The organism is Leucobacter viscericola (assembly GCF_011299575.1).
GTDB lineage: Bacteria > Actinomycetota > Actinomycetes > Actinomycetales > Microbacteriaceae > Leucobacter > Leucobacter viscericola.
On the sequence record NZ_CP049863.1, the window covers coordinates 1177614 to 1196371 of the forward strand.

General features: G+C 62.8%; 16 protein-coding genes, 1 tRNA gene and 2 pseudogenes. 10 read left to right on the plus strand and 9 right to left on the minus strand.

Features of this window, described 5'->3' with window-relative positions; all coding sequences use genetic code 11:
• Positions 1 to 2: 2 nt before the first annotated feature.
• The 5 genes and pseudogenes from G7068_RS05465 to G7068_RS05480 all read left to right on the plus strand — a co-directional run.
• A pseudogene (locus tag G7068_RS05465) lies at positions 3 to 1610 on the plus strand (ATP-binding cassette domain-containing protein); the annotation flags it as partial.
• A gap of 34 nt (positions 1611 to 1644) precedes the next feature.
• A pseudogene (locus tag G7068_RS16400) lies at positions 1645 to 2010 on the plus strand (LD-carboxypeptidase); the annotation flags it as partial.
• A gap of 75 nt (positions 2011 to 2085) precedes the next feature.
• Positions 2086 to 2601: an LD-carboxypeptidase gene (locus G7068_RS05470; RefSeq protein ID WP_166289991.1), complete on the plus strand. Its 516-nt coding sequence runs from the start codon at positions 2086 to 2088 to the stop codon at positions 2599 to 2601.
• Positions 2598 to 3440 (plus strand): serine hydrolase, encoded by an 843-nt coding sequence (locus tag G7068_RS05475; RefSeq protein ID WP_244304703.1) that lies wholly within the window; start codon positions 2598 to 2600, stop codon positions 3438 to 3440. Before G7068_RS05470 ends, G7068_RS05475 begins: the two co-directional genes overlap by 4 nt.
• Positions 3437 to 4234 carry a serine hydrolase gene (locus G7068_RS05480; protein ID WP_166289994.1) on the plus strand — a complete coding sequence of 266 codons (798 nt, stop codon included), beginning with the start codon at positions 3437 to 3439 and terminating at the stop codon, positions 4232 to 4234. The genes G7068_RS05475 and G7068_RS05480 overlap by 4 nt, the downstream gene beginning before the upstream one ends.
• Here the strand turns inward: G7068_RS05480 and G7068_RS05485 are convergent.
• Positions 4231 to 5586: a C1 family peptidase gene (locus G7068_RS05485; protein WP_166289997.1), complete on the minus strand. Its 1356-nt coding sequence runs from the start codon at positions 5584 to 5586 to the stop codon at positions 4231 to 4233. The two genes, G7068_RS05480 and G7068_RS05485, sit on opposite strands and share 4 nt — an antisense overlap.
• A gap of 74 nt (positions 5587 to 5660) precedes the next feature.
• Here G7068_RS05485 and G7068_RS05490 point away from each other — a divergent pair, with 74 nt between their 5' ends.
• Entirely contained in the window at positions 5661 to 6392 is a 732-nt protein-coding gene (locus G7068_RS05490; protein ID WP_166290000.1) for an aminoglycoside 3'-phosphotransferase, read from the plus strand.
• Here G7068_RS05490 and G7068_RS05495 read toward each other — a convergent pair whose 3' ends face one another.
• The 4 genes from G7068_RS05495 to G7068_RS05510 form a co-directional block, all read right to left on the minus strand.
• Entirely contained in the window at positions 6393 to 7274 is an 882-nt protein-coding gene (locus G7068_RS05495; RefSeq protein WP_166290003.1) for an ABC transporter substrate-binding protein, read from the minus strand.
• 120 nt (positions 7275 to 7394) lie between these two features.
• Positions 7395 to 8489, minus strand: coding sequence for a linear amide C-N hydrolase (locus G7068_RS05500; protein ID WP_341873765.1), 1095 nt, complete (start codon positions 8487 to 8489; stop codon positions 7395 to 7397).
• Positions 8490 to 8670: 181 nt separating this feature from the next.
• Positions 8671 to 10095 (minus strand): APC family permease, encoded by a 1425-nt coding sequence (locus G7068_RS05505; RefSeq protein WP_166290009.1) that lies wholly within the window; start codon positions 10093 to 10095, stop codon positions 8671 to 8673.
• 40 nt (positions 10096 to 10135) lie between these two features.
• Complete coding sequence (locus G7068_RS05510; RefSeq protein WP_166290012.1) at positions 10136 to 11233, minus strand: alcohol dehydrogenase catalytic domain-containing protein; 1098 nt, start codon at positions 11231 to 11233, stop codon at positions 10136 to 10138.
• A 205-nt stretch (positions 11234 to 11438) separates the two neighbouring features.
• On the opposite strand from G7068_RS05510, the gene G7068_RS05515 reads away from it, so the two are divergent.
• A complete protein-coding gene (locus tag G7068_RS05515; RefSeq protein WP_166290015.1) occupies positions 11439 to 12872 on the plus strand; it encodes a PucR family transcriptional regulator in 1434 nt (477 codons plus the stop codon).
• A gap of 128 nt (positions 12873 to 13000) precedes the next feature.
• Positions 13001 to 13453, plus strand: coding sequence for a hypothetical protein (locus tag G7068_RS05520; protein WP_166290018.1), 453 nt, complete (start codon positions 13001 to 13003; stop codon positions 13451 to 13453).
• Positions 13454 to 13491: 38 nt separating this feature from the next.
• On the opposite strand, the gene G7068_RS05525 is transcribed toward G7068_RS05520, so the two are convergent.
• Both G7068_RS05525 and argS read right to left on the minus strand, forming a co-directional pair.
• Entirely contained in the window at positions 13492 to 14253 is a 762-nt protein-coding gene (locus tag G7068_RS05525; protein ID WP_166290021.1) for a DUF2993 domain-containing protein, read from the minus strand.
• A 44-nt stretch (positions 14254 to 14297) separates the two neighbouring features.
• Positions 14298 to 15980, minus strand: coding sequence for an arginine--tRNA ligase (argS, locus tag G7068_RS05530; RefSeq protein ID WP_166290024.1), 1683 nt, complete (start codon positions 15978 to 15980; stop codon positions 14298 to 14300).
• Positions 15981 to 16025: 45 nt separating this feature from the next.
• Here argS and G7068_RS05535 point away from each other — a divergent pair.
• Positions 16026 to 16101, plus strand: a tRNA-Arg gene (locus G7068_RS05535).
• A gap of 133 nt (positions 16102 to 16234) precedes the next feature.
• Here G7068_RS05535 and G7068_RS05540 read toward each other — a convergent pair.
• On the minus strand, positions 16235 to 16708 hold the full coding sequence (locus G7068_RS05540) for an SRPBCC family protein (RefSeq protein ID WP_166290027.1): 474 nt from the start codon (positions 16706 to 16708) through the stop codon (positions 16235 to 16237).
• A 52-nt stretch (positions 16709 to 16760) separates the two neighbouring features.
• Here G7068_RS05540 and G7068_RS05545 point away from each other — a divergent pair, with 52 nt between their 5' ends.
• A complete protein-coding gene (locus G7068_RS05545; protein ID WP_166290030.1) occupies positions 16761 to 17639 on the plus strand; it encodes an SDR family oxidoreductase in 879 nt (292 codons plus the stop codon).
• A 66-nt stretch (positions 17640 to 17705) separates the two neighbouring features.
• Here G7068_RS05545 and G7068_RS05550 read toward each other — a convergent pair whose 3' ends face one another.
• A complete protein-coding gene (locus tag G7068_RS05550) occupies positions 17706 to 18647 on the minus strand; it encodes a DUF1214 domain-containing protein (RefSeq protein WP_166290032.1) in 942 nt (313 codons plus the stop codon).
• Positions 18648 to 18758: the final 111 nt, after the last annotated feature.

The window sequence follows — 18758 nt, forward strand, 5'->3', positions numbered from 1 at the left end:
CCATGCCGAAGCTCACATTTGAAGACGTTTCGATCACCTATCGCACCTCCGGCGAGAACGGCCGCGGTGAGGTTTCCGCAGTAAAGTCGGTGTCGCTTGAGTTGCCCGCTGGTGGCACACTCGGGATCGCGGGCGAATCTGGGTCGGGCAAGTCAACGCTCGCGATGAGCGCGCTGCGCCTGCTGCCAAAGAATGCGCGCCTCGACGGTCGTGTGCTCATCGGCGACACCGACGTGGCCAAGCTCAACTTTGGCGAACTGCGCGCCGTGCGCTGGGCGCAGGCCTCCATCGTGTTCCAGGGCGCCATGCACTCGCTCAACCCGGTGCACACCGTTGGCGATCAGATTCTTGAGGCTCTCGAGACCCACGTCACCGACCGTTGGCGCACCTCGCAGGCGCGCGAGTCCCGGGTGCGCGAGCTCCTCGAGATCGTCGATCTGCCAACGCAGAAGATGAAGTCGTACCCGCACGAGCTCTCGGGCGGCCAAAAACAGCGCATCATGATCGCGATGGCGCTCGCCTGCGAACCCGAGATCATCATCGCCGACGAGCCAACGACGGCGCTCGACGTGATCGTGCAGAAGCAGATCCTCGATATGATCTCGCGGCTCGTTGCCGAGCGCGGCATCTCGCTGCTCATGATCAGCCACGATCTCTCGGTGCTCGCCACCGCCTGCGACCGCATCGCGGTCATGCGCAACGGTGAGCTCGTTGAGGTGGGCGAGGCGCGCATGATCTGTACGGAGCCCAACGAGCCGTACACCCGCAAACTCGCGGACGCGTTCCCGACGATCGGTGATCCCGCCTCGCGCTTGCGGCCGGTCACTCGACACGGTGCCGGGGCAGAGGAACCGGGCGAATCGAAACCCAGCGACGAGGTGCTGCTCTCTGCCAAGGGCGTGAACGTCACCTACCACGGTTCGGGCGGCCATCACGCGGTGCGCGACGTTGATCTTGAGGTGCACCGCGGTGAGATTGTGGTGCTCGTTGGTCAGTCAGGATCGGGCAAGACCACGCTCGCCCGCGCGCTCATGGGCCTGCAACCGACAGACCAGGGCAGCGACATTCGCTTCCTGGGCAAACCCCTGCCCGAGAAGGGGAAGGCGCTGAAGCTCTTCCGCCGCAGTGTGCAGCTCGTGCTGCAGGATCCCTCTGCCGCGCTCAACCCGAAGCTCAGCGTCTACGAGTCGGTGGCAGAGGGTCTGCGAGTTCAGGGCCTGACCACCGACGAAAAGGCACGCGTCGCGCAGAGCCTCGTTGATGCGGAGTTATCGCCACCCGAACAGTACTTTGGGGCGATCCCGCAAGAGCTCTCGGGTGGGCAGCGGCAGCGTGTGGTCATCGCCGGTGCGCTCGCGCTGCACCCCGAGATGCTCATCGCCGACGAACCCGTGGCGTCGCTTGACGCTTCGGTGCGCGGCGAGATTCTCGGCCTGCTGCTCTCACTCAAGAAGCGACTCGGGCTCTCCGCGCTCGTCATCACCCACGACCTCGGTCTCGCGTGGAACATCGCGGACCGTGTTGCGGTGATGTATCACGGCGAAATCGTGGAGCAGGGCACCACGGAAGAGGTGCTGCTGAGCCCGAAGCACCCGTACACTCGCGAACTACTCGCCGCTGCCCCAGCGTTTTGGAGAAGGTGTCATGACCCTAGACCGCCACGCCTACCTCGAGTCCGCTCCGCTTCAAGCGGGCGACACGGTCGCCATCATCGGCGCCTCGGGCCCCAGCACCCGAACGAGCCTCAACCGCACGGTCAAGTACCACGAAGCGTGGGGACTCAACGTGGTTGTCGGCGAGCACGTGCTCGACCGGCACCCGCGCTCGCGGCACCTCGCGGGCACCGACGCCAACCGCAGGGCCGACCTGGTGAACGCCTGGTGCGATCCCAATATCGACGCCGTGGTCTGCCTGCGCGGCGGTTACGGCGCCATGCGGCTGCTCGACGGCATCAACTGGGACGACATGGCGGCCGGAGCTACGCGGCGCGACGGGCGACCGAAGTTACTCACCGGTTCTTCGGACGTCACAGCGCTGCACGAGGCGTTCAGCGCGCACCTCGATGTAGCCGGCCTCTTCTGCCCGATGGCTGGCACGGATGTGTTTCGCAACTCTGAGTTTGTTCGCGAAGACGTGCACCGCTGGCTGTTCGAACCCTGGGGCGGCCGCGAAATCATCGGCCCAAAGACCGAGATTCTCGCGCCGGGTGTTGCGGAGGCTCGCTTCACCGGAGGCAATCTCAGTCTGCTCGGGGCAGGGATCGGCGCACTTCTCACACCGGAAAAGGCGCCCGGAATCCTGTTTCTGGAGGACATCAGCGAGGAGGTCTACAGACTCGACAACCTGCTGATTCAGCTGGAGCGCGCTGGGCGCCTCGCTGCGGCCGAGGGCATCGTGCTCGGCTCCTGGTACGAGTGCGGCGAGTCAGACGAGATCCGTGACCTCATGCACGAGTACCTGGGCGACCGAGGCATCCCGGTGTTGTGGGAGCAGGGGTTCGGTCACGATCCCGAGGCACTCACCGTTCCGTTGAACGTGGATGGCAGACTCGACGCGAGCGGCGATAGCCCGCGGCTCACCGTCGCAGGGGGCCACGCGTGACTCCCGAGATGGTGCTGCCGCCCCTCGATCCTCGCGCAAAGTGGAGTATCCGAGTAGTGCACGGAACGAGTGGGGATCCGCTGCTCGAGTACGAACCGGACACGCAGTGCGAGACGGCGAGCATCGGCAAGGTGTTTCTGCTTGTCGAGGTCGCGCGGCGAATCGAAGCGGGAACGCTGAGCCTTGACCAGCGAGTCGCCGTACCTGACGAGTACGGGGTCGCAGACTCTGGACTGCTGTACCTGATGCGCGACAAAGACCTGTGTGTTGCTGACATGGCGCTGCTCGTTGGCGCGTTCAGTGACAACCTCGCGACAAACGCACTGATCCACCTGTGCGGTCTGGAGACCGTTCGTCAGGTGGCACCCGATCTCGGGTACCGCGACACCGCGCTGCACGACTACCTGCGCGACGAGCGCACACCCGAGTTGCCGTGGACACCCTCCTACGGAACCGCCCGCGAACTCGCCGATGTCATGCGACGGCTCGCGGCAGGAGACGTGGTCTCCGCAGCGGTGAGCGCCCGCGTACTCGAGTGGCTCGGCTCGAACGCCGACACCACCCTCGTCGCGGACGCGTTCTCCGTCGATTCCCTCGCGCACCTCGGCCCCGATTATCAGGGTGTGCAGCTTCGCAACAAAACCGGCAGCACCGACTTCGCACGGGTCGACATCGGCTTTGTTTCGGGGCCGCGCGGATCGGTCGCCTACGCGGTCGCCGCAAACTGGAAGGGCCTCGACACCGATCTGCGTGTGCCTGTGATTGACACCATGCGTGAGATTGGCGAGCAAATTCGCTTCGCGGTGACCGGTCGTGCTCGCGAGGATGCGGCCGCGTGAGCGTTGACCTGTTCTCCGACCACGAAACACAGTGGTCGGTGCTCGCCCTCGACATCGACTCGGGCGAGGAACTGCTTCGTGTCGAACCCGAGCGTGTGCTGAACACCGCCAGCATCGGCAAGGTCTTTCTGCTACACCGGCTGCTCACTGAGGCCGACGCAGGCACACGCTCCCTCGAAGAGCGTGTCACGCGGCGGCCCGTCGAGTGGATGGACAACTCGGGGCTCTGGTACCTGCTGCAGGCCGACGCCCTCTCGCTCTACGACGTTGCCGCGCTGATCGGCGCGGTCAGCGACAATGCCGCCACCAACACGCTCTGCCGGGTGATCGGATTGCCAGTAGTGCAGGCGCACACCCGCGCGCTGGGCTACGCGCACTCGTCGCTCGACGACATCGTGCGCTGGCCGCACCCGGTCGGCTCGCCGACCACACTCTCCCGCGCAAACGCGTCCGAGTTGGTGCGGTTTGTGGCTCGCACGGTGCGGGGTGAGGATCTCTCCCCCACCTCAAGCGATACGCTGCAGCGCTGGCTCGGCGCGGGCATGGATCTGTCGATGGTGGCCTCGGCGTTTGGGCTCGATCCGCTCGCCCACTACGAGTACGACCGCGACGTGTGGCTGTGGAACAAAACCGGCACCATCTCGACTGTGCGGGCCGATATGGGGCTCGTGATGTCGCGCGACCGCCGCATCGCCTACGCCGCTATCGCAAACTGGCGTTCGGGATCCGATGCCCGCGACGGGGTGCTCGCCTCGATGCGCGACATCGGATCCCTGATACGCGAGTCGCTCTAGGCCAGCGCCCCCATCGGGTCCCACGGATCGAGCGCCGTGGGAGTCGCCGTCAGCGCCTCGCGCAGCTCGGCGGGCAGGCGATCCTTGTGGACGACAACCTCGAACACGTACTCGTCGAACCATGAGTCGTCCATCGTGCAGAATCCCTTGTCGAACTTCTCGATGCCCCAACTGTTCTCGACGCGCCAGCGGCGGGGTGTGCTGTCGACAAGGTCAACGCCGGTGAAGAGCATGGCGTGGGTCATCGCCGAGTCGCCGTAGCGCACACGATCTTCCTTTGTGGTGGCGAGGTCGACGCCGTAGACAGCGGAGTAGTCGATGAGGTTCGCAGACCACACGCCCTGCTTCGATTCCATCTGCGGATCCACGTCGCAGCCAAACCAAACGGGCTCCCCCGCGACGATCGTCTCGGCCGCGAGACGCTTCATCGTGTCAGTGTCGGTGTTGAGGTAGAGCACGGGATCCCCACCCACCACGTTGCCGAGGTGCGCAACGGTGTAACCGCGGCCCTTGGGGTGCTCCGCGCGGGGATCGTCGATGAGGCAGACGTAGTCGCTGAGTGTGATGTCGGTGAACTCTGCCAAGAAACTCTGCGGCGTGAAGTTGCCGCCCTCGTGGAAGGTGTCGTCGTCGTTCCAGCGCCACTCGAAGTTCTGCGGTGGCACTCCGAGGTGGATCGTGAGCACGCGGTGGGCGTCGCGCAGGATCGACTGCTTCAGCGCGGTCACTTCGGCTTCGGTTTGCCCGGCCGCGACGGCCTCGCGCAGCAGGCGGGCGCCTTTACGCAGCAGCGTGCGCAGCGAGTCGTTCATGCGGGAGGTGTTCGAGGAGGACTCAGTCTCGGGCATCAGCGCCTTCGGCACAACACCGTGCTTCTCGAAGACGGCAACCTCCATGTTCCACTGGCCACCGTCGTCGAGCACGTTGCCGAGCAAAAACATGGTGACACGATCATCGGGCGCAGTTTCGGCCAGGCCAATCATGTCTTCGAGAAAGTAGTTCGCCCGTTCGATCTTGTCCCAGTACATCGCGTGGTTCTGGCTGAACTCGAAGTTCTTCACGTTGAGCTTCTTGCGGGCGTCGGAGCGCAGCAGGTTGAGCGCAGCGAACAGCCAGCAGCGCCCAGAACGCTTCTGGTCTGACGCCTCCCAATTGTCGAGGCGGTGTGACATGCTGAGCGGCACGTTCAGCAAACGCTCGCGGTCGAGCGCCACCTCGTCGATCGCGGTGCGCGTCACGGCGTTCATTGCCAGACGCGCGGCGGGATCCGACGCAAGCTCCTCGTCCCACTGCCGCAGCTGCTCGGGGGTCAAGATTCCTCTATTACGTTTCGTATCAGCACCATTACTCATATATGAAGGCTAGCGTTGCCCTCGCGGAATCGCCAGCTTTTGTTACGTATAAACCGCGATGATACGCTCCTGCCATGAGCCTCGCGAGTGCCCCTGCCCCCGGCCACCCTGTGCCGCAGGCAATGCTGGATGCGGCGGGCGCTCCGGTCACTCTGGTGTGGCTCAACAGGGCCGGCGGGCTCACTGGGCGAGTTGAGAGTGGGCAGCCTCGGTTCATCAAGTGGAACCCGGCGGGATCCGGTGAGTCGCTGGCAGCCGAGGCAGAACGGCTCGAGTGGCTTCGCGGCAGACATCCTGCCCCCGAGGTCCTTGATCTCATTGAGAACGACGGCTCCGAATTACTGATCACACAAGCTCTTCCAGGCCGCTCTGCCGTTGATTCGGTGTGGCTCGCCCGACCCGATGACGCCGTGAGGACGATTGCCGAGGGGCTTCGCGCCCTGCACTCACTGCCGACAGCATCGTGCCCGTTTGACTGGGGCGTCGAGACCAGGATCGCGGAGGTCATCGCAACGGGAGCCGACGTGCCGGAGTCACTCCAGCAGGCGCCCTCGATAGACAAGCTCGTGGTGTGCCACGGCGACGCCTGCGCCCCCAACACGCTGATTGGAAACGCAGGCGAGTTCGCTGCGCATGTTGACCTCGCCCGCCTGGGTCTTGCGGATCGCTGGGCCGATCTCGCCGCAGCGACGATGTCGCTGGGGTGGAACTACGCCACCCACAACGAGGATCTTTTTTGGAGCACGTACGGCTGCGATCCTGACCGAGATCGGCTCAATTACTACCGCGATCTCTGGAACGCGTAACTACCCCGCGTTGATCGTCGCTTTTGTCACCCCGCCGGCTTCGACACCCGCGTCTTTGAGGATCTTCGTGTAGGTGCCGTCGTCGATGAGCGATTGCAGCGCCTTCTGCAGAGCCTCGCCCATGGGTGAACCCTTGTCGACCACAAAACCGTAGGGTGTCATGTCGAACGCCTCGCCAGACGGCTCAAGCTGGTCGTTGCTCTGTGCGATCGCGTCGAGGGAGACGGGCGAATCGGCAGAGAAAGCCTCGGCCTTGCCCAGTCGCACCGCATTGGTGACCTGGGCTTGATCGTCAAACGGCACCATTTCAATGGGCTTTTTACCCTCTGACTCGCACTTCTTTGACTTTGCCGGCAGTTCGTCGAGGTGCTGGAACGAACCCTGTTTGACGGCAATCACGTGGCCGCATGCGTCATTCGGGTCGACCGGCTCTCCCGTGGGCGCCACCCAGAGCACACCGGCCTCGTAGTAGTTCACAAAGTCGACGACCTTCTGCCGTTCCTTGTTGTCGGTAAACGAGGCCGATCCCATATCCATGGCGCCCTCTTGAATGTTGGGGATGATCGTCTCGAACGACGATTCTTGCCACACGGGCTTCAGTCCCAGCTTCGACACGACGGCCTCGGTGAGGATCACGGCCCACCCCGCGTAGTTGTTCTTTTCATCGCGGTACTCGTTCGGCGGGTATGGCGTGTGAGTACCGATCACAATCTCGCCGCTCTTTTTGATGTCGGCCGGCACCAACTCGCTCGCCGCTTTATCAACCTCAACACTGACGCGTTCAGTACCTCCCTGAACTTCGCCCTCAGTGTTCGTAACACAACCGCTCAAGGCAAGCGCTGCGACGATGGCAGCGACGGGCAAGAGGTGTTGAATCTTCATCGATTCTCCTAATGTAAGTATGTATTCATATTACGAACTTTCAGCATAATACAAACGCGCCCGCTAGACCGAAGTCCAGCGGGCGCGATGGGTTGTGTGAGAGAGCCGCGTGGCCCGTCTCTACGCGGGCGTGTGCGTACCGACCAGCTCTTGCACGGCTTTCTTTACCTTGGCGAACTCATCCTGCTTCCGCGCCACCAGCTCAAGCGCATCGAGGCCGACAGCGAGGAGATCCTCGGTCAGCTCCCCCGGGTCGGTGAACTTGTGACTGGCGTCACCCGTGACACCCCCCTCGAGAGCGAGCCGACCCACCAGGTCGAGCTTGAGCACCTTCGTACCCTCATTGAAGCTCACTTTGTCGAGGTCGACCCAGACGATGTTTGGCCGCGTCGTTGACTCGAATGCGTAGCGCTTATTGGTGAGGTCAAGCACGACCTGCCAGATCGTTTGCGACGCGTCAGGCTTGCCCGGTTCTGGGGTGCGGAATGGCTGCGCAGCGTTGCGGATAATGCTGAACATGGCCGACATCGCATCGATCTGCGTCTTCGGCTGCACCTGGTGCGCGACATAGTACGAGGCCCGCGCGAAGCGATCGCTCGCGAGTGTCGACCCGGGGAGTGGTTTGTCACCACCGAGGCCCTCGACCTGCTTCACGAGCTCGAGCTGCTTATCGAACGTCGGGGAGTTGGTCATGACCTGATAGTCGCGGCTGTGGTAGACCTTGGGCTTACCCTCGACGTACTCGATGATCGCAGAGTCCCCGGTTGCATCGTTGATGGCGAGGTGGAGCGTAGGGACGAGATGGCCGGTGGGATCGAAGAGCTGCGCAATCTCAACCTGCGAGCTCTTTGTCCATTCGACGGCCTCGGCGACGGTAGCGAAGTTGTCAAGGTAGTACTGCAGCCAGACGGCCTGGCTCAGCTGAGTGGCGTTGGCATCTGGCTTGCCATAGTCCGACTCAACGAGCCACAGGATGTGTCCGGCGAAGCCTTCCTCGTTCATTCCGTCAGTCGCGATGAGATCAAACGCGGTCGCGATGATACTGCCGTACTTCGAAGTCCAGGTGAGGGTGCCATTGGCGCCGTCCGTGCGCTTCATTCCTCGAGGCATCTTCCAGAGGTTCGTCAGGAGATCCATGTGGAAGTCCATGTTTCGTCCGACAATCACCGATCCGTTAGCGTCTGGCCATACAACTCGTGTGCACATCGATCGCATCCGTTCTCTCGTTCCGACCCACCGGGTTACCACTGGGTCCCCCGACTCTACTCCGACGCACTTCGCACTTGAAGGAGGAAAAAGGTGATCTGAGGGTGAATTGTGGGTGATCTATCCGGCTTGCAAACGCGCCCGCCAGACCGAAGTCCAGCGGGCGCGATGGGGTCGTGCAAGAAAATGACTAGCCCACACCCTCAAGCATCTCGGTGTGCGTATTGCCGACGTTATTGAGAACCTCGGGACGATTCGCCTTGATCCACCAGAATCGCGCAAACGCGATCAGCATGGTCGCAACAAAGAGGTAGGGAATCACGTTGATTGGAAACGCTGGAACGGGGTACACGTTGGCGACAAACACGTACGCCATCGCGACGACCGCCACAACGGCGCAGATCCACACGAGTGTGTTCTTCATGCCCTTGCGCCTCGTGTACACAACCCCGGCAATCGCCACGAGTGCGTACGCGACCATGTACCCGTAGGTGCCGTAGGTGTCGACCCACACGGTGATGTCCATGGGGTGCGTTCCCATGAGTAGCAGAATAACGTCGAGCAGGATCGCCGCCGGCCCGGCAATGAGCAGCACGCGGTGCGGCGTGAGGTGTGTCTCGTGGGTGCGACCGAAGCGCTCGGGCACGACGCCTTCCTTGCCCATGACGTAGACGATGCGCCCAACCACGTTCAGCGGAGCGACAACAACCGCGAAGAACGAGGCGGCAACACCAAAGACCAGGATCGGTGCGAACCACGCCGGCATGCCAATCCGCTCGTTGATCGCCTGCAGCGGGCTCGCGACCTCGCCCAGTTCGTCACCGAGCACCGCGATCTGCGTGTAGGCGGCGAACACGTAGAGCACACCAACAACCACGGCGCTCCACATGATCGCGCGCGGGATCGCGGTGTGCGGGTTGCGGGCTTCGCGACCCAGCGCATCGGCAGAAGAGAAACCGACAAACCCGAGGATGCCCAGCACCATGCCTGCGGCGACGCCCTGGAACGGCACACCCTCGAACGAGAACTGCGAGGGATCCCACGCGTCAGGCCCGAGCCACACGAGCGAGCAGATGAGCAGCACCATGATGATGAACACGGAGACGAGCTCAAGCACGAGCGAGATGCGGGCCGAGATGCGAATGCCGCGGATCGTGAAGAACGTGGCGAGCCCACCGATCACAATGGCGAGCACAATCAACCACACGGTTCCGGTGGCCGGAACCCCGAAGATCTGCAGCAGGTCTGAGGCATACGAAACCGCTCCACCGAGCGAGCCGGCCGCGATCCCCCACGAACCGATGAGCAGCGCAACACCGGCCGCAAACGCGCCGGTCGGGCCGAGGCCCTTTGCGACGTAGGTGTAAAGCGATCCCGCCGAGGCGTGCTGGCGCGCAAACATCGACACGATGTAGCCCACGCAGAGGATCACGATCGTGGCGAGCAAGAAGGCCGACATGGTGCCGTTGCCTGCGCCGAGGAAGATCGCAGCCGCCGTAAAGGCGATGACGGCACTGGGGGCGATGCTGGCGATGGCCTGGGCCGCGAGTTCGGGGCCCGACATCACCCCTTCCCGCAGGCCGGCATCGACCTTTCGTTCGGTTGTTTGAGTCATGACATCTCTCCTTTGAGTGACGTGAATAGTGTGGGGTCTGTTATGGAATCAGCAACGTGCGCAGTACGCCGCCAGCTTCAAGGTCGTCGAGCGCTTCGGCCGCCTCATCGAGCGGGCGGCGGCCCGAGATGAGTGGATCAAGCATCAGCTGCCCGTCCATGTAACGGTCGACCAGGGCCGGAATATCGATGGAGGGACGCACCGAACCGTAGTTCGAGCCGAGGATCCGCTGATCCGCTTCGGCGAGCACAAGCGGCTCAAACGAGGCCTTGGCGCCGGTCGGGGGCAGGCCCACAATCACAGCCGCACCACCGAGACCGAGCATCTGAATGGCCTGTTCGGTGGTTGAGGTGCGCCCGATGGCGTCAAACACATAGTCGGCGCCGTCTGGCAGGATCTCAAAGAGCTGCTCAACCGCGTCGCGTTCAGAGGCGTCGATGCGGTCGGTTGCGCCGAACTGCAGCGCCATCGTGGTCTTCTCTGGGACAACATCGACAGCGATGATGCGCTCGGCACCCGCAAGCTTCGCACCCTGCACAACGTTGAGGCCGACTCCGCCGCAACCGATCACAACGACTGTCGCGCCGGGCTCGACGGCGGCGGTGTTGAGCACGGCACCAACACCAGTGGCGACCGCGCAACCAACCACGGCGATGACGTCGAGCGGAGCGTCGTCACGAACCTTGATGGCGCCGGATGCAGGCACAATCGTTTCTTCAGCAAACGAGGAAACGCCGAGGTAGTGGTGCAGTGGCTCCTCTCCCAGGCTCAGCCGCGAGGTGCCGTCGAAGAGCACACCCTTCGGCGCGACCACGGTCGCCACCTTCTGGCAACGCGCTTCGTGTCCCTGCAGGCAGTAGCGACATTCCCCGCACGGCGGCACCCAGCTCAGCACAACGTGATCGCCAACCGCGAGTGAGGTGACACCCTCACCGAGTTCGGTGACAACCCCCGAGCCCTCGTGGCCCATCACCATCGGCGCTGGGGCGTCCCACTCACCGCGCTTGACGTGCAGATCGGAGTGGCAGACACCCGCCGCCGCGATCTTCACTCGCACCTCACCAGCCTTGGGGGCGGCGAGGGTGACGTCGGCGATTTCGGCGCGGGTTGCGGGATCGCGGAAGATCACGGCTTTCATGGGAACTCCTTTGTTACTGAGTGCGTTGCTACAGACCTCGCTGCGGCAGAGCGCTGTTACGTGAGCACCCACTCGTGGCGAGCCACATGGCATGTTCTCGCCACGAGCGGTGACGAGGATGATGTTACGTAGCAAATTCGCACATTGTCACTGTGCCAAATGTCTATTTTTTAGAACCAAGTTCGCCAGCTGGTACACTCACTGCATGTCACTTGATCTGCAGGCCATCGTTCGGGCGGTCGGGGGCGAGTGTCTGCAGCATCGTGTCACGGACCGCACGCGCATTGACGGCGTCGCTCACATCGAAGCGTTTGTTGTGGTGGGAAACCCCGACTACGTGACGCTCGTGACGGGATCGACCACCGAGCTGCAGCGCCGCCTTGAGTACACAAACTCGGTCGAGGATCCCCTGGTCAACGCCGTTTTTGTGAGCCACGAGAATTCCGCTGCACTGCGTGCATTATTAGCTGAGCACCGCATGACCGGGATACTCGGCGCGAGGGTCGATCAGGTCGCACTACACGCAACACTCGCTGCCCTCATCGCAGAGGATCGGGCCGCCTCCGATCGCCTCGTCGCGGCCGGAATGAACGTGCTCACTCAGGTCGCCCGTAGAGGTGGTGTGACCGCCGTTATCGCCGAACTTGCCCGTCGAATCGACGGTTGGGCGGTGCTCTTGGACGCACAGGGGCAGCTCATCGCGAGCGCAGGGGCCGGGCGGTTGCACATCTCTGACGCCGTCGCGGTGGCACTTGGCCGCCCCGTTCGTGTGCGGCACGAGGGCTTGCAGGTGCATCAGGTCGGATCGGATCGGGATCTGGCCGGTTACCTCGTCATCGCGACTCGCTCCAGCTCAACCAGCCGATCCCGCGACCTCGCGACACAGGCCGCGGCACTATTCGACCTGCTGCTGCGAACCCACGATCCCTCGCGCACAGAGCGCCTGGGTCGCGGGGCGCTCTACGAGATCCTGATCGGCGGCGGCGACTCGGCGCAGGCACTGCTGCGCCGCTGGGGTGTTCACGAACGCAGCCTGACCGGCTTCTCTCTTGGTGCACGCACCCGCACGGTTGACCTCGAACGAGCGCTGCGCAGGTGGTTCGATGAGCTTGGAGCTGAGCACATCTTCGCGGCGGAGTCCGACGGCATTCGAGGGTTCGTGCGCGACGATCTGGCTGCGGAACTCGCCTCACGGGTGCAGGCGTTCGAATCCATGGGCGGGCTGGTGGCCCTGGGGCTCGGTGATCCTGCACCGACTGAACAGCTGAACCGCAGCGCGGTGCAGGCCAGGCAGGCACTCGACACGGCGCTCGAAGAGGGGCAGCGGGTGCTCAGCTTCTCGCGCCTGCCCACGGTTGACCTTGTGCTGCGGGCACTCAACGGTTCACCGCGGGATCAGCTGGCGCGTGTGCTTTCGCCCCTGTTTGACGACGCTGGAGAGCCCGGTGAACTTGCCCAAACACTGCGCGTGTTTCTGGCCGAGCACGGCGCTCACCGGCGCAGCGCAGAGCGGCTCGGCGTGCACCGGCAGACGCTCGTGGCGCGAATCAGGCGCGTCGAGGAACTCACCGGCCTGTCGATGGACCAGGCCGACGACCGGGCGACGGCCTGGTTGGCGCTGCGGGTCGCGGGGTTGTGAGGCAAGACGGAGAATCGTGGGTTCTTCAGCGTTCCATAAGCACGGGGTTAGCTAAAATTATCGAGCGCCTGGGATAGCTACACGAGAGCGGACCGCGCCCGCAACCTGCCGAGGAGTGAACGCATCAAGTGAAGAACAGTATCACGGCGCCACTAGGGATAGCGGTTGCCGCCGTAACATCGCTCGCGGCAAACCTGCTCCTGCATTATCTGGTGTTTGGAAACGACCCCTACGGCCACTTTGCCTTTCGTTTCTTTGGCAACCCACTCATCGTCTTTCTCAGCGCACTGATTCCCTCCGCTGGATTTCTGACTTTCAGGGTGATCAAGTCCCGCACCGAAGTCACACTGAATCCGAGACGAACGTATGCCTGGATGTGCTCCGTTGTCGTGGTGCTGAATATCGTTGCCCCGATTAGCTTCACCGGCATAGATTCTTATGGATTCTGGATGCTTGAATTAGTGGCAAATGCAGTCGTTGGATCCATTATTTCGGTGAGCATCGGACTTCTCATTCTTGCCAAAACGAAATGGATCGTCCGGCTAATGAACAAAAGCTCGGGGCCGGTTCAGGGAGCATAACTCCTACCCCACCGCGGCCTCATGACGCGAAGGGATCCTTACCCGCAACTCCCCTTCGCCTGCTGCTTGGGGTCGGAGAAGATACCGGGGCTGAGGTCCGCGGTGATGCGCGCGGAACCCGTGCTCGAAAGCGTAATGTCAGTCAGAGTGACGCCCGCTGGAAGTTGATCCTTCACGCACACCGTTTGTGGTTTCAGGATCGGGTCAAGCAGCGTGCCCGTTGCGGCAGCAAGCTGCTCAGCGTTCAGGTCGAATCCTGCCGCGTTCACCCCTTGAGGCTCAATCTCGACCGCCCCATCTTTCACCTTGAGGCCGATCTTTGCTGTCAGGCCAACCTGCTGGCCAAACAGTTCGACCGAGCGGCCGACCGCCAGCGATCCGCCCTGCACCTCACCCGTCTGCGCGACACCACTCGTGACCATCTTCACAACGTTGCCCAGCTGATCTTTTGGCACAACGAGCTCGACGGTTCCATCGCTGATCTTGCCGGACAGCGGATTAAACGGAACCTTCGCGGCGTGGAAGGTGGCGTCGGTCTCGACCCCGTCGAGAAGCGGGACCTTGTCGATGTTGATCGTGACGTCTCCAACTCCCCCTTGCACCGCGCTGAGCAACGCGGATCCGCCCAGCTCAACCTCCACAGGATGGTCGGCGGTGAGGTGCAGCTGCCCGCGCACGACCCCCTCGATGACTCCGGGGATGATCATGCGCAGAGCAAACTCTGCACCACCGATCAGCACCCCGAGCACCACAACCACACTCAAGATTCGCAGCCACCACCGCGGTTTGCGCTCGGCCATCGTGCTCTCCTTCGTGCCTTGACTGTGTGCTCTGACCAGGCAGTCTACAGACGCTCGGGTGCGGAAACCCCGAGAAGATCGAGTCCGTTGCGCAGCACCTGACCGGCGGCATCGTTCAGCCAGAGGCGAGTCCGGTGCAAGTCCTCAACGGGAGCATCACCGAGCGGGATCACCCGGCAGTTGTCGTACCAGCGGTGGTATGAGGCGGAAAGCTCTTCAAGGAAGCGCGCGATGCGGTGCGGTTCGCGCAGCTCGGCGGCACCAGCGACAATGCCGGGGTACTGCTGCAGCTTGCCGAGCAGTTCAGCCTCGGTCGGGTGCGTGAGAAGCTCGGGCGCAAAGGCCGAGCGGTCGATGCCCGCCGCGGCCGCATTGCGGTCAACAGCGCAGGTGCGCGCGTGGGCGTACTGCACGTAGAAGACCGGGTTATCGTTGGTGCGGCTGCGAACTTTCTCACCGTCGAGCGAGAGCGGCGAATCTGCCGGGTAACGGGCGAGCCAGTAGCGCAGCGCGTCACTGCCGAGCCACTCGAGCAGATCGTTGAGCTCGATAATGTTGCCCGCGCGCTTCGAGAGCTTTGCGCCGTTGAGGTTCACCAGCTGACCGATGAGCACCGAGATGTCGGTTTCGGTGTTGTCGCCTGCGGCGCCCGCGATTGCGGTGAGGCGACCGATGTAACCGTGGTGATCTGCTCCCAAGAGGTAGATCTTTTCGCCGAAGCCACGATCCTTCTTGGAGAGATAGTAGGCAGCGTCTGCCGCGAAGTAGGTGAAGATGCCGTTGCCGCGGGTGAAGACACGGTCTTTGTCGTCGCCAAAATCTGTCGTGCGCACCCAGATAGCGTCGTCTTCTTCGAAGACGTGGCCCTGCTCGCGCAGGCGGCCGATCGCGGCCTCAATCGGGCTGAGCTCGCCATTTGCTCCGGGTGCGTGCAGCGAGCGCTCGGAGAAGTAGACGTCGAAGTGCACGTTGAAGCGCTCGAGGGAGTCCTTGATCTCGGCAAGCTGCAGCTGGTAGCCGAGCTCCTGCGCCTGCTCAAGGGCTTCGTCGCGATCCTGCGCTGCGATTTCAGGCAGGTTCGGGATCTGCTCGCGCACCTGGCGACCGAGCTCACCGATGTAGGCGCCCGGGTAAGCGTCTTCCGGAGCCTCTTCGCCGAGGGCGGCAGCGAGTACCGAACGCCCAAACTTGTTCATCTGGGCGCCCGCGTCATTGATGTAGTACTCGGTGGTCACGTCAGCACCGGCAGCGCGCAGCACGCGTGCGGTCGAATCGCCGAGCGCCGCCCAGCGGGTGTGCCCCATGTGCAGAGGACCCGTGGGGTTGGCCGAAACAAACTCGAGGTTGATGTGCTGGCCAGCGAGCGTGTCACTGCGGCCGTACTGCTCACCCTGCTCGACGACGCGACGCGCGGTCTCACCAGCGCTCGCGGCATCGAGGGTGATGTTAATAAAGCCGGGGCCAGCGATCTCGGCCTTCGCAACACCCTCAATCGCGGCGGCACGCTCTGCGATTTCGGTCGCGAGTTCGCGCGGGTTCTGGCCGAGACGCTTCGCGAACTTCATCGCGGCGTTCGATGCCCAATCGCCGTGCTCACGGTTCTTGGGTCGGTCAACTGCCGTGTCCTGCGCGGTTACGACGATGTCGCTCGCGTCGTCACCACCGCGTGCGGCGATGATGTCATTGAGGATCTGGGCAAGGGCTTCGGCGAGTTCTTGTGGCGTCACAATCGTCCAGTCTACTTGCGCTAGGCTGGACGGGTTGCAATGCTCGCCTCCGTAGCTCAGGGGATAGAGCGCCGGTTTCCGGTACCGTAGGTCGGGGGTTCGAATCCCTCCGGGGGCACCATTGCGATGAGTCGAGGCGTTTGTTTCGAGTCAGTCGCAAGATGCAACACTTTCAGCGGGAGTTAGGCCAGTGGCCTGGCTCCCGCTTTTGCTTTCCGTCGACACTGGCGGCGTCGGATAGACCCAGCTACGTTCTAGAGGGTGTCGAGCACCCGCGGATCCTCACAGGCCCTCGCGAATGCCTGAATGCGCGCCTCGATCTCGCGTCCGAGCACCACCTTGCCGATGCGGTCTGCGATGGGTCGCAGCCAGGCCGGCCGAATAGTGAACGTGTACTTCCAGACGGTCGCGGTTCCGGGTATCCCGTCGCGAGTTTCCGGGGTGAATCGCCAGCCACCACCGAACACCGAGAAAAACCAGGGCCCTTCCACCATCGTCATCCCGACGCTCACCGGGAACCGGAACGAAGAGTACTCGCTGACCATGCGCAGCCCGACCCTGGCTCGGGTGTAGGTTTTCACGCCTTTGCCCGGCTTATCTGCATCAATCAGGTACTGCTTTCTGATGAACGGATCCCAACGCAGGCGAGGCTCCCCCGTCATCTGAGACACCATAAACGCGACCTGCGGCTCGACGGGAACCCACGCACGAGCGACAACTTGAGGCATGCCATCCAGTATGCCTTGCTACTCTGTAGACGCAGCAGCGCTACGGAGGAACATGGCCATTGACCTCGTCACCGGAGCCGGTGGAAACTCGGGCTCTTACATCGCACAGCGCCTGCTTCAGAACGGGCGGCAGGTACGCACCATCACCCGCAATCCCGAAGCGATTGCCGATCCGATCGAGGCGTTCCCCTACGCGTTCAGCGATCCCGACCTTCTCGCCGCCGCCTTCAAAGGTGTAGACACGTTCTACAACACTTATTGGGAGCGCCATCCCGCCGCGCACGGCGGGCACGACATCGCTGTGGCGCGCAGCTCTGCGCTCATCAGCGCCGCGGCCGCGGCAGGGGTTCGCCGTATCGTGCAAGTGAGTGTGATGCACCCCGCACTCGACTCCCCGTATTCGTATCATCGCGGCAAAGCAGAAATGGAAGAGCTGGTGCGGTCGAGCGGCCTGAGCTACGCGATCGTGCGGCCCGCAGTGATGTTCGGCGGGAAAGAAGTGCTGCTGAACAACATCGCCTGGCTATTGCGCCGACTGCATGTGTTCACGGTGCCGGGTGACGGGAAGTACCCGATCAGACCGACCCACGTTGAAGACGTTGCCGACCTCATGGTGCGTCTCGCCAGCAGCAATGAGGACGGTGTTCACGACGCTGGCGGCCCCGAGACATTCGAGTTTGGGACGCTCATACGCAGGATCCGTGACGCGATCGGCGTGCGTGCCGCGGTTGTCAACGCACCACGTGGGCTTGTGCTCCCCCTTACGAAGTCCCTGCGCTTTCTGGCCCCCGAAGCGCCGGTGGACGCGGAAGAGCTCGATTCTCTGATTAAGGGCTTGGTGTCGTGTGACGGCCCGGCCATTGGGAATCGTCGTTACACCGACTATTTGTCTCAAGTGTCTAGCGATTATGGGCGCGAGTACGTTCGCTGAGATCCGGCGGGCCCGTCACGAGCACCTCCATGTGAATGTTTCACCGTTGTACGCGTAGCCCAGTGGTTATCCCGGCTGGATCGACGGAAAAACCCAACTGCCGTCGAGAATCTCTGCACGCGGGCGATACAGCCGCACCAGGTAATTCCAGCCGTCCGGCGTCGGAATAGCATTGGCGGTGCCGGACGGCCAATCGCCGAATCGCACGGTAACGGAGCCGTCCGCGTTGTGCTCGCCCGTGATGTTATTGATCGTGTAGACCCCGGTTTCATTGGGCTCAAAATAGCCAGCTGCGTTGTAGACGGAGATCGACCAGAAGCCGTCGACGGGCACATCGGCAACGGTGAGTTCGTACTTGCCGGGCGGCAGCTTGGGGTTCACTCCGATGTAGCTTGCTTCACTCGACGGCAATCCGCCCCATCCGGCCGCGGTGCCGATGAGATGCCTGACCGGATCAACCTCGTCGCGGGATCCGAATGTGCGGTCGAACCCGGTGAGGTTGCTCGCAAGACTCAAGAGCGCATTGCGCGTCTCGGTGAACGATTTCTCGTCGTAGTCTGGCATCTCAAACGGAATCGCGGAATTGCTGCTGAGCTCTAGTTGATCCTGAATCTCGGCAACGGCGGCCAGGTCAGCAGGATCATTCGGATCCACAAGTGTTCGCACCGCCAGCACAACATAGGGCGAATCAAACTGCTCAACCGTCAGCTCGTGTGTTCCGGGAGCGTGAAAGGTTTTGTTAATGAGGTGGTCTTGGTTCACCACCATGGCCGAAAGATACCGGTCCCCGTATTCAGGGATCGTGAACGTCGCCCCCTGCGAGATATCGACCACCGCGAAGCTGTAAAGCGTGTCACGATTCAGTCGTATGACGGTCTGCTTGTCGATCGCGGCCGGTTGACGATTGTGCAGGAAGAGATTCGCCCCTCCCGAGTCGCGCTGCAGGTCGTGAAGCATGCGATCGTTTTCGGCACGGACAAAGTTGTCTGAGTTCACAGTGGCTGGCATGGCGCTATCTTTACACGGCACCAGCGTAAGCGCTAGGGGTTTCGCGCCCCGTACGTGAGCAGGTACGGCAACCGCCAGCCCCGCACAATACGGCGATAAATATAGCAATTG

Coding starts and splice junctions, on each gene's coding strand:
- G7068_RS05470 (WP_166289991.1), top strand. CDS start 2,086: ATGGCTGGCACGGATGTGTTTCGCAACTCTGAGTTTGTTCGCGAAGAC.
- G7068_RS05485 (WP_166289997.1), bottom strand. CDS start 5,586: ATGAGTAATGGTGCTGATACGAAACGTAATAGAGGAATCTTGACCCCC.
- G7068_RS05490 (WP_166290000.1), top strand. CDS start 5,661: ATGAGCCTCGCGAGTGCCCCTGCCCCCGGCCACCCTGTGCCGCAGGCA.
- G7068_RS05495 (WP_166290003.1), bottom strand. CDS start 7,274: ATGAAGATTCAACACCTCTTGCCCGTCGCTGCCATCGTCGCAGCGCTT.
- G7068_RS05500 (WP_341873765.1), bottom strand. CDS start 8,489: ATGCGATCGATGTGCACACGAGTTGTATGGCCAGACGCTAACGGATCG.
- G7068_RS05505 (WP_166290009.1), bottom strand. CDS start 10,095: ATGACTCAAACAACCGAACGAAAGGTCGATGCCGGCCTGCGGGAAGGG.
- G7068_RS05510 (WP_166290012.1), bottom strand. CDS start 11,233: ATGAAAGCCGTGATCTTCCGCGATCCCGCAACCCGCGCCGAAATCGCC.
- G7068_RS05515 (WP_166290015.1), top strand. CDS start 11,439: ATGTCACTTGATCTGCAGGCCATCGTTCGGGCGGTCGGGGGCGAGTGT.
- G7068_RS05525 (WP_166290021.1), bottom strand. CDS start 14,253: ATGGCCGAGCGCAAACCGCGGTGGTGGCTGCGAATCTTGAGTGTGGTT.
- G7068_RS05540 (WP_166290027.1), bottom strand. CDS start 16,708: ATGCCTCAAGTTGTCGCTCGTGCGTGGGTTCCCGTCGAGCCGCAGGTC.
- G7068_RS05545 (WP_166290030.1), top strand. CDS start 16,761: ATGGCCATTGACCTCGTCACCGGAGCCGGTGGAAACTCGGGCTCTTAC.
- G7068_RS05550 (WP_166290032.1), bottom strand. CDS start 18,647: ATGCCAGCCACTGTGAACTCAGACAACTTTGTCCGTGCCGAAAACGAT.